Annotated in this window: 5 protein-coding genes and 2 pseudogenes; 3 read left to right on the top strand and 4 right to left on the bottom strand. The window is 63.8% G+C overall.

Annotated features, from left to right (window positions below):
• Positions 1-296: pseudogene (locus NKJ06_RS33310) on the top strand (IS4 family transposase); the annotation flags it as partial.
• A 213-nt stretch (positions 297-509) separates the two neighbouring features.
• On the opposite strand, the pseudogene NKJ06_RS33305 reads toward NKJ06_RS33310, so the two are convergent.
• The 4 genes and pseudogenes from NKJ06_RS33305 to NKJ06_RS33290 form a co-directional block, all read right to left on the bottom strand.
• Positions 510-1,692: pseudogene (locus NKJ06_RS33305) on the bottom strand (trans-sulfuration enzyme family protein).
• Positions 1,689-3,110, bottom strand: coding sequence for a pyridoxal-phosphate dependent enzyme (locus tag NKJ06_RS33300; RefSeq protein WP_352634741.1), 1,422 nt, complete (start codon positions 3,108-3,110; stop codon positions 1,689-1,691). The pseudogene NKJ06_RS33305 and the gene NKJ06_RS33300 overlap by 4 nt, the downstream one beginning before the upstream one ends.
• Positions 3,111-3,455: 345 nt before the next feature.
• Entirely contained in the window at positions 3,456-4,790 is a 1,335-nt protein-coding gene (locus NKJ06_RS33295; RefSeq protein WP_352812154.1) for an FAD/NAD(P)-binding protein, read from the bottom strand.
• A 31-nt stretch (positions 4,791-4,821) separates the two neighbouring features.
• The gene (locus tag NKJ06_RS33290) at positions 4,822-5,295 is read right to left on the bottom strand and encodes an RrF2 family transcriptional regulator (protein WP_352634735.1); all 474 of its coding nucleotides are present in this window, start codon (positions 5,293-5,295) and stop codon (positions 4,822-4,824) included.
• Between the two features lie 928 nt (positions 5,296-6,223).
• Here NKJ06_RS33290 and tauA point away from each other — a divergent pair.
• Together tauA and NKJ06_RS33280 are read left to right on the top strand one after the other, a co-directional pair.
• Entirely contained in the window at positions 6,224-7,237 is a 1,014-nt protein-coding gene (tauA, locus tag NKJ06_RS33285) for a taurine ABC transporter substrate-binding protein (RefSeq protein WP_352812152.1), read from the top strand.
• A gap of 125 nt (positions 7,238-7,362) precedes the next feature.
• A partial coding sequence (locus NKJ06_RS33280) for an ATP-binding cassette domain-containing protein (RefSeq protein ID WP_352812150.1) occupies positions 7,363-7,882 on the top strand: 520 nt, incomplete at its 3' end.

The raw sequence follows: 7,882 nt of genomic DNA, 5'->3' as shown, positions 1-7,882 counted from the left end.
AAATCGAGCTTCTGTTCCGCTGGATCAAGCAGCACCTCAAGATCGGCAAGTTCCTGGGCAACAACGGCAATGCAATCCGCCTGCAGCTCTTCGCGGCAATGATCGCCTATGCACTGCTGCGCATCGTCGCGCGCGCCCGAGGTGTCGTCATTCCAATCCTGAGGTTCACAGAGCTGGTCGCCCAATACTTGTTCGGGCGGCGAAAAATACACGCCATCGATAAGCCGCCGCCGGTCAATCCGAGCCGACCAAGAGACCGATCCTGCCTCAATCAGATGGCCTTCATATATGAATAACTTTCCCCGGACAGTCCTGCGCAAGGAGGGAGATTGGCAGTTTCAATGTCGCTGCTCGTCTTGCAACGTTAGAGATTGGCGAAAGCGGAAGTGACATCTGATCTCCCCCCTTGCGGGGGAGATGTCCGGCAGGACAGAGGGGGGTGTGAAGGATCACTACAGAAACCAGTTACCCTGCGCCGTAGCATCTTCCTCGCCGCGACATCAGGCCCCTCAGCCCCCCAGCGCCTGATCCAGATCCGCGATCAGATCATCGCCATCCTCGATGCCCGCCGACAGCCGCACCAGCGAATCCGATATGCCGATCTCGTCGCGCTTTTCGGCCGGGATCGAGCCATGCGTCATCAGCGCAGGGTGCTCGATCAGGCTCTCCACCCCGCCGAGGCTTTCGGCGAGCGTGAACAGCTGCGTGCGTTCGAGGAACTTTTTTGTGCCGGCAAGGTCGCGGTCGAGCACGGCTGATATCATGCCCCCGAAGGCATGCATCTGGCGCCTGGCGATCTCATGCTGCGGATGGCTGGCGAGGCCGGGGTAGATGACGCGGCGCACATCTTTGCGGCCTTCCAGCCACAGCGCGATCTTGAGGCCGTTGGCGGAATGACGCTCCATCCTGAGTGCCAGCGTCTTGAGGCCGCGCAGCGCCAGAAAACTGTCGAACGGACCCGAAATGGCGCCGATGGCGTTCTGCAGGAATTTCAGCTGGGTGGCCAAATCCTTGTTGTCGCCGACCACGGCGACGCCGCCGACCATGTCGGAATGGCCGTTGAGATATTTGGTCGTCGAATGCACCACGATATCGATGCCGAGCTCCAGCGGCCGCTGAATATAGGGGCTGCAAAACGTGTTGTCGGCGACCGTGAGAACCCCCTTGCGTTTGGCCAGAGCCGCGACGGCCTTCGAGGTCGACGATGCGCAGCAGCGGGTTGGTCGGCGTCTCGACCCAGAGCATTTTTGTTTCGGGGCGGATCGCGGTCTCCACGGCGGCGAGGTCGGTGAAATCGACGAACGAGACCTGCAGATTGGCGGAGCGTTTGCGCACCCGCTCCATCAGCCGGAAGGAGCCGCCATAGATGTCGTCGGTGGCGACGATATGCGCGCCGGAATCGAGCAACTCCAGCACGGTGGCGATCGCCGCCAGTCCGGACGCGAAGGCGAAGGCAGCCGAGCCGCTTTCGAGATCGGCCACGGCGCGCTCGAAGGCAAAGCGCGTCGGGTTCTGGCTGCGGGCGTATTCGAAACCCTTGTGCACGCCGGGTGACTGCTGGCCATAGGTCGAGGTGGCGTAGATCGGCACCATCACCGCGCCGGTCAGCGGGTCGTGGCTCTGACCGCCATGGATGGTGCGTGTCGAGAAGGCCAGGCGGTTCTTGCCCGGCGGTGGTGTTTCAGCAGTCATCGTGCGCGCCTCAGATGGTTGATCAGATCGATGCGGGTAATCAGGCCGACGAACTCGTCGCCGTCGAAGATGATGGCGACCTCGTTGCGGTCGAAGACAGGCAGCAGCGCGTCCAGCGTCTGGCTGGCCTGCAGCGTGTGCAGATTGGAGGTCATCGCCGTGCGCACCGGGCCGTTGAAGCGCTCCCAGCGGCCGTCATAGGGGCCGTCGACCTTGGCCAGGATGTCACTCTCGTCGACGATGCCGACGAGCTTGCCATTGTCGAGCACCGGCAGCTGCGAGACATCGGAACGGCGCATGCGGCCATAGGCGTTGAGCAGGCTTTCGTCCGGGCCGACATAGACGGTGTCGCCGGTGCGGTGCGAGCGCATCACCAGGTCGCGCAGATCGCCATGCTGCTCATGCTCGGCCAGACCCTGCTCGGCCAGCCAGAAATCGTCGAACACCTTCGACAGATATTTGTTGCCGCTGTCGCAGACGAAGGTGACGACCCGCTTCGCAGAGGTCTGCTCGCGGCAATAGCGCAAGGCCGCCGACAGCAGCGTGCCGGAGGATGAGCCGGCCAGGATGCCTTCCTTGGACAAGAGGTCGCGCACTGCCAGCATGCTCTGCTTGTCGGGAATGGAGTACGCCTTTTTCACCAGCGACAAATCGGCATTGGGCGGCACGAAATCCTCGCCGATGCCTTCCACGGTCCAGCTGCCGGCCTCTTCCATCTTGCCGGTCTTGATCAGTGGCGCCAGCACCGAGCCGACCGGATCGGCGAGCACCATTTCTGTCTTGGGCGAAACCTTCGCGAAGTAGCGGCCAAGCCCGGTCAGCGTGCCGCCCGAGCCAACGCCGACCACCACCGCGTCGACGTCACTGTTAAGCTGTGAAAAGATTTCCGGGCCGGTGGTGGTTTCATGCGCCAGCGGGTTGGCCGGATTGGCGAACTGGTTGGCATAGAAGGCGCCGGGCGTTTCAGCCGCGATCTTCTCGGCCATGTCCTGGTAATATTCGGCATGGCCCTTGCCGACATCGGAGCGCGTCATGCGCACCTCGGCGCCGAGCGCGCGCAGATGCTGGATCTTTTCACGCGACATCTTGTCGGGCACCACCAGCACGATACGGTAGCCCTTGGGGATGCCGACCTGGGCAAGGCCGAGGCCGGTATTGCCGGCGGTCGCCTCGACAATGGTGCCACCGCGCCGGAGCTTGCCCTCTCTCTCCGCCGCGGCGATCATCGACAGCGCGATGCGGTCCTTGATCGAGCCGCCGGGGTTCTGGCTTTCGAGCTTGATGAACAGCCGGCACTTGCCGGTGTCGAACTTGGTCAGCTCGACCACCGGCGTCTGGCCGATCAGGTCGAGAACCGACTTATAGGGCGGACGCAGGCGCGACAACGCGTCGGCCGCGGCGATCTCGTGCTCGCTCATATCGATGCTCCATGACCAAGCGACCGCCTCGAGACAGAGCGGCAGCATATCCTCTTTTCCAGCCCTTTGCTGTCGGAAAGAAGATAGATCGTGCCAATCAACCGGCCAGATGCGGAATGAAATTCCGGGTTTGCTGCTATCGCGCAAATCGTGGCGGGGCGCCGGGACAGCGCCCCCTCTGGCCTGCCGGCCATCTCCCCCTCAAGTGGGGAGATTGGCTGTCACCACGGCTTTCGCCAACTCTCCAGCGTCGTGAAGGGTGGTGCTGTCAGCGAAGCTGCCGATCTCCCCACTTGAGGGGGAGATGTCCGGCAGGACAGAGGGGGGCGCCGTAGAGCGCCGATATCAGCCCAAAAGCCGCTTGCTCAGCCTCGCACACTGCACGCGGATATCCGGGATGGCGTCGATCTCGAAGAAGGTGCCGCGGGTCAGCGGGCCGACGGCGAGGATCTTGGCAGACACGCTGCCGTCGCCGGCGATGATCTCGCAATTGGCCGACACGTCGAGGCCGATGCGCAGCGGATCCGGCCGCGCCAGGCCGCGATCGACCAGCGAGCGCACGACGCTGTTCGACGAGGTGGAAATGTCCCTGACGATACCCGAGCAATCATAGATGCGCGCGACCTCGAAGATCTCGAGGCGCTGGGTGTGGCGCGACTGGACCTGGACGGTGAATTCATCGCCCTTGGCTATGTCGACGACGCGGCCGGCGACCAGGCGGATGCGGCCGGATTGCACGGCTTCGGTCACCCTCGCATAGACCTCCGGCGCCATGCGATGGCGGTGGATGTCCCACCAGGCCTTGGTATGCTCGACAAAGCGGCGCTTGGCGGAAGCGGGCCAGTTCTGCCAGATCTTCTGATTGAACGGCCGCAGGCCATCGACAACGTCGCGCCAGTCGATGCCGGCCTTCTGGTTTTCCCTGATCAGGTCGCGGAACCAGCCGACGAAATAGGACAGCTGGGTGCCGAGCGGAATGTCGGCGACGTCGAGCTTGATCGGATTGCCCTTGCGATGCGGAGAGGGCAGCAGGCCGCGCCGCGACACCGCGATGATGTCGCCGCGATGGCCGCGCTGCTCCAGCGCCAGGAACGCATCGACCATGCTGAGGCCGGTACCCAGCACCATGACCCTGCCGTCCGAAGGGAGCGCTATGTCGGCTTCCGAGCCCATCCTGATGGCATGGCCTTGCGCCGGCTCCTCGTCATGGCCGGTCGCCAGCACGGCCAGATGCGCCACGACGCTGGTGCCGTTGGCCAGCGCCACCTCGACGCCGGACGCGGTCGGCGTGATCGACAGACTTTCCTCGCGGATCAGGCGAAGCCGGCCGCTCTGCTTCTCGCGCGCCTCCAGCTCGTCGAGCAACTCGCCGAGATAGCGGGCATAGATGCTGCGCGGCGCGTAGACCGGCGCCTGGTCCTGACGTGCCAGGCCGCGCTCCAGCAGCCAGCGCCAGAAATTGCCGGGGTCGTCGGCATAGGCGCTCATGCCGGCGGCGCTGACATTGAGCACATGCGCCGACAGCAGCGTCGAATAGGCGATGCCCTGGCCGAAATGCGGGCGCTTTTCGATCAGCGTGACGCGCAGATCGGGATTGGGCGATTTCAAGAGATGCGCGGCCAGCACGACGCCGCTGGCGCCGCCACCGACGATGATGATCGAGTTCGCGCGGCCGGTCATACCTGCACCAACCGTGCCCGAAGCGTCGGCGTCAGGCCTGGACCTTCACGGCGACCGCAAGGTCGATGTCGCTCGCGACCGGAAGGTCGTCGAGGGCGATATCGCGCATCTCGGCGAGGCTGCGCTGATCGAGCACCTCGGCGATCGCCTGCCGGACCTCGAGCATCAGATGTCGGACTTGGCATGTCGCCTCGTTGCAATCTTCACAGCGCTGGTACTGGGTGCGGCTGGCGCAAGGGATTGGCGCCAGCGGCCCGTCGAGGACGCGCACGACATGGCCGACCTTGATTTCATCCGCCGGCCGGGCGAGGCGATAGCCGCCATCCTTGCCCTTGCGGCTCTGGACGAAGCCGGCATTGCGCAGCTCGCCCAGAATGGCGTCGAGAAATTTCTTCGGGATGTTGTTGCCGGTGGCAATGTCGTTGACGAAGGCGAGCTGTCCGGCCGGCAATCGCGCGAGGTGGACAAGCGCCTTGAGGCCGTACTTACCCTTTTTCGTGAGCATGAAATCAAAATTTCTCTGTCATGCGACGGCATGGAACCATCGGTTGCGCAATGCCTGGCGCGCGTCCCCGCCGCACCCAGACTGCCATGACACATAAATTCTAGTGACATGATGTACAAGCCGAGCAATGTTGATTTTGCTTCGTTTTCAAGCCGCCGTAGCCATTTTAGCCCGACCTTGTGCCCTATAGAGCACAAAAATGCGCCTAGACGGCAGCGAGATGGCAAATGATCCCTGGGGGACAGCTGCGTCTGGCATCGACTGACGCGACGGCGAAAGCCGATCCATGCCGCGAGCGATCATGGTGATGTGGTGGCCGCTCATCGCCGACTCCAACTCTCTCATGTCGATAAGAATACTATACTTACGCTTGAGCACGCGGAATGCGTTTTCGAATCGAGGGCTGTTTGGGGTATGGATTTGCCTAGAGTGGCCTGGAGGGGGAATTCTTGTTCGCGTGTCGGAGAGGTGCCGACAGTTGTCGAGACGAACCCAACTTCGTCATCCACGGGCGGAGCAAGGAGCGCAGCGACGCAGCGCAGACCCGAGGATCCATGCCGTGATATTGGCCGAAGAATGCAACGGTGGAGAACAAAGGCCGTTTCGCGCGGCCTCTCTCCTTCGGGGCGAAAGATCCTGCACCGCGGCAACGCGCCACCGTCGCGGCATGGATCCCAGGGTCTGCGCTCCGCTTCGCGTCGCTCCGCCCAGGGATGACGAAGTCATGGGGGCACCGCTGAGCCCATTGCGAACGACTGTCGCCGGGAGCGGTGACGGCGGTTGCAGCCGCCACATCCGCTTCGCCACCCAGCACCGACAGCTTTTTTCTAACAAGCTCGCTTTGGTTGGAAGGATTTAACTCTACAAGAACGATAGAATTAGCTGACTATCATGGGGCATTCCGGTTTTCTCTTTTCAGGAGCCCTTCATGTCCACCATTTCGCGACGCATCATTCTGCTCTCGTCGGCGGCACTGGCCGGTGCGGCCTTCCTCGGCCCGGCCGTTGCCGACGACCTCAAGATCACCATCGGCTACCAGACGGTGGTCGAGCCCTCGAAAGTGCCTCAGGCCGATGGCGCCTATGAAAAGGCGACCAAGGCCACCATCGACTGGCGTAAATTCGATTCCGGCGCCGACGTCATCGCCGCGGTCGCTTCCGGTTCGGTCGATATCGGCTATGTCGGCTCGAGCCCGCTGGCGGCGGCGGCCAGCCGCGAGCTGCCGATCCAGACCATCTTCGTCGTCGGCCTGATCGGGCAATCCGAAGCGCTGGTTGCCCGCAACGGCGCCGGCATCGAGAAGGTCGCCGACCTCGCCGGCAAGAAGGTCGCGGTGCCGTTCGTCTCTACGACGCATTACAGCCTGCTCGCCGCACTGAAGCATGAGGGCGTCGATCCAAAGTCGGTCGAGATCCTCAATCTCAGGCCTCCGGAAATCGCGGCGGCCTTCTCGCGCGGCGACATCGACGCGGCCTATGTCTGGGATCCGGCGCTCGGCCAGATCAAGACGACCGGCAAGGTCGTGCTGGATTCCTCGCAGGTCGCCGCCTGGGGTGCGCCGACCTTCGACGCCTGGATCGTGCGCACCGACTTTGCCGAAAAGAACCCCGAGGCGGTGCGCGACTTCGTCAAGGTGGCGGGCGCGGCCTATACCGAGTTCCTGGCCAAGCCCGACGCCTGGTCGGTGTCGTCGCCGCAGGCGGCAGCGATCGCCAAGCTCACCGGCGCCAAGCTGGAAGAGGTGCCGCAGCTGCTCAAGGGCTATGTCTTCCCAACGCTCGAAGAACAGGCTTCGGACAAATTCCTCGGCGGCGGCACGGTCAAGGCGATCGAAGCGGCATCGGCCTTCCTCAAGGAGCAGGGCAAGATCGACGCCGTGCTGCCGGACTATTCGAAATACGTGTCGTCTAAATATGTCACCGAGGCGCTGGCCTCGAACTGAGCGCCTGACTCACACTGGACGCGCGCGGATCTTCTTCCCTGACGCCGCGTGCCGCCGGCCCCGCAACCGCTGACGCGGAGCGGTGCCGGGGCAGGCGGATTTGCTTCAAAATCAGCGAGGCACCCATGCCGCATCTCGTACTCGACCCCCATCTCGTACTGGACAAGGTCTCGATCCACTATGACGGCCAGGCGGCGCCGGCCGTCGAGCTTGTGTCGATCGATGTCGCCAAGGGCGACTTCGTCGTGCTTGTCGGCCGTTCCGGCTGCGGCAAGACCTCGCTGCTCAATGTCGCCGCCGGCCTTGTCGCGCCGGCGCGTGGGCGTGCCTCCATCAACGGCAAGCCGATCACCGCGCCGGGCTCGGACCGCGCGGTTGTGTTCCAGAATGATGCGCTGTTCCCCTGGCTGACGGCGCGTGAAAACGTCGCCTTCGCGCTCAGGCTGCGTGGCATCAGGCCGGCCGTGCGGGCGCGGCGCGCCGATGAGCTTCTGGCGCTGGTGAAGCTCACCGATGCCGGCGACAAGCGCAGCTGGGAGCTTTCCGGCGGCATGCGCCAGCGCGTCGGCCTCGCCCGCGCCCTGGCCGCCGAACCTGAATTCCTGCTGCTCGACGAACCGCTCGGCGCCCTCGATGCGCTGACGC

The sequence above is a fragment of the Mesorhizobium sp. M0293 genome (assembly GCF_040321735.1).
In the GTDB taxonomy this organism is placed as follows: domain Bacteria; phylum Pseudomonadota; class Alphaproteobacteria; order Rhizobiales; family Rhizobiaceae; genus Mesorhizobium.
This window is presented reverse-complemented; position numbering and strand designations above follow the sequence as displayed.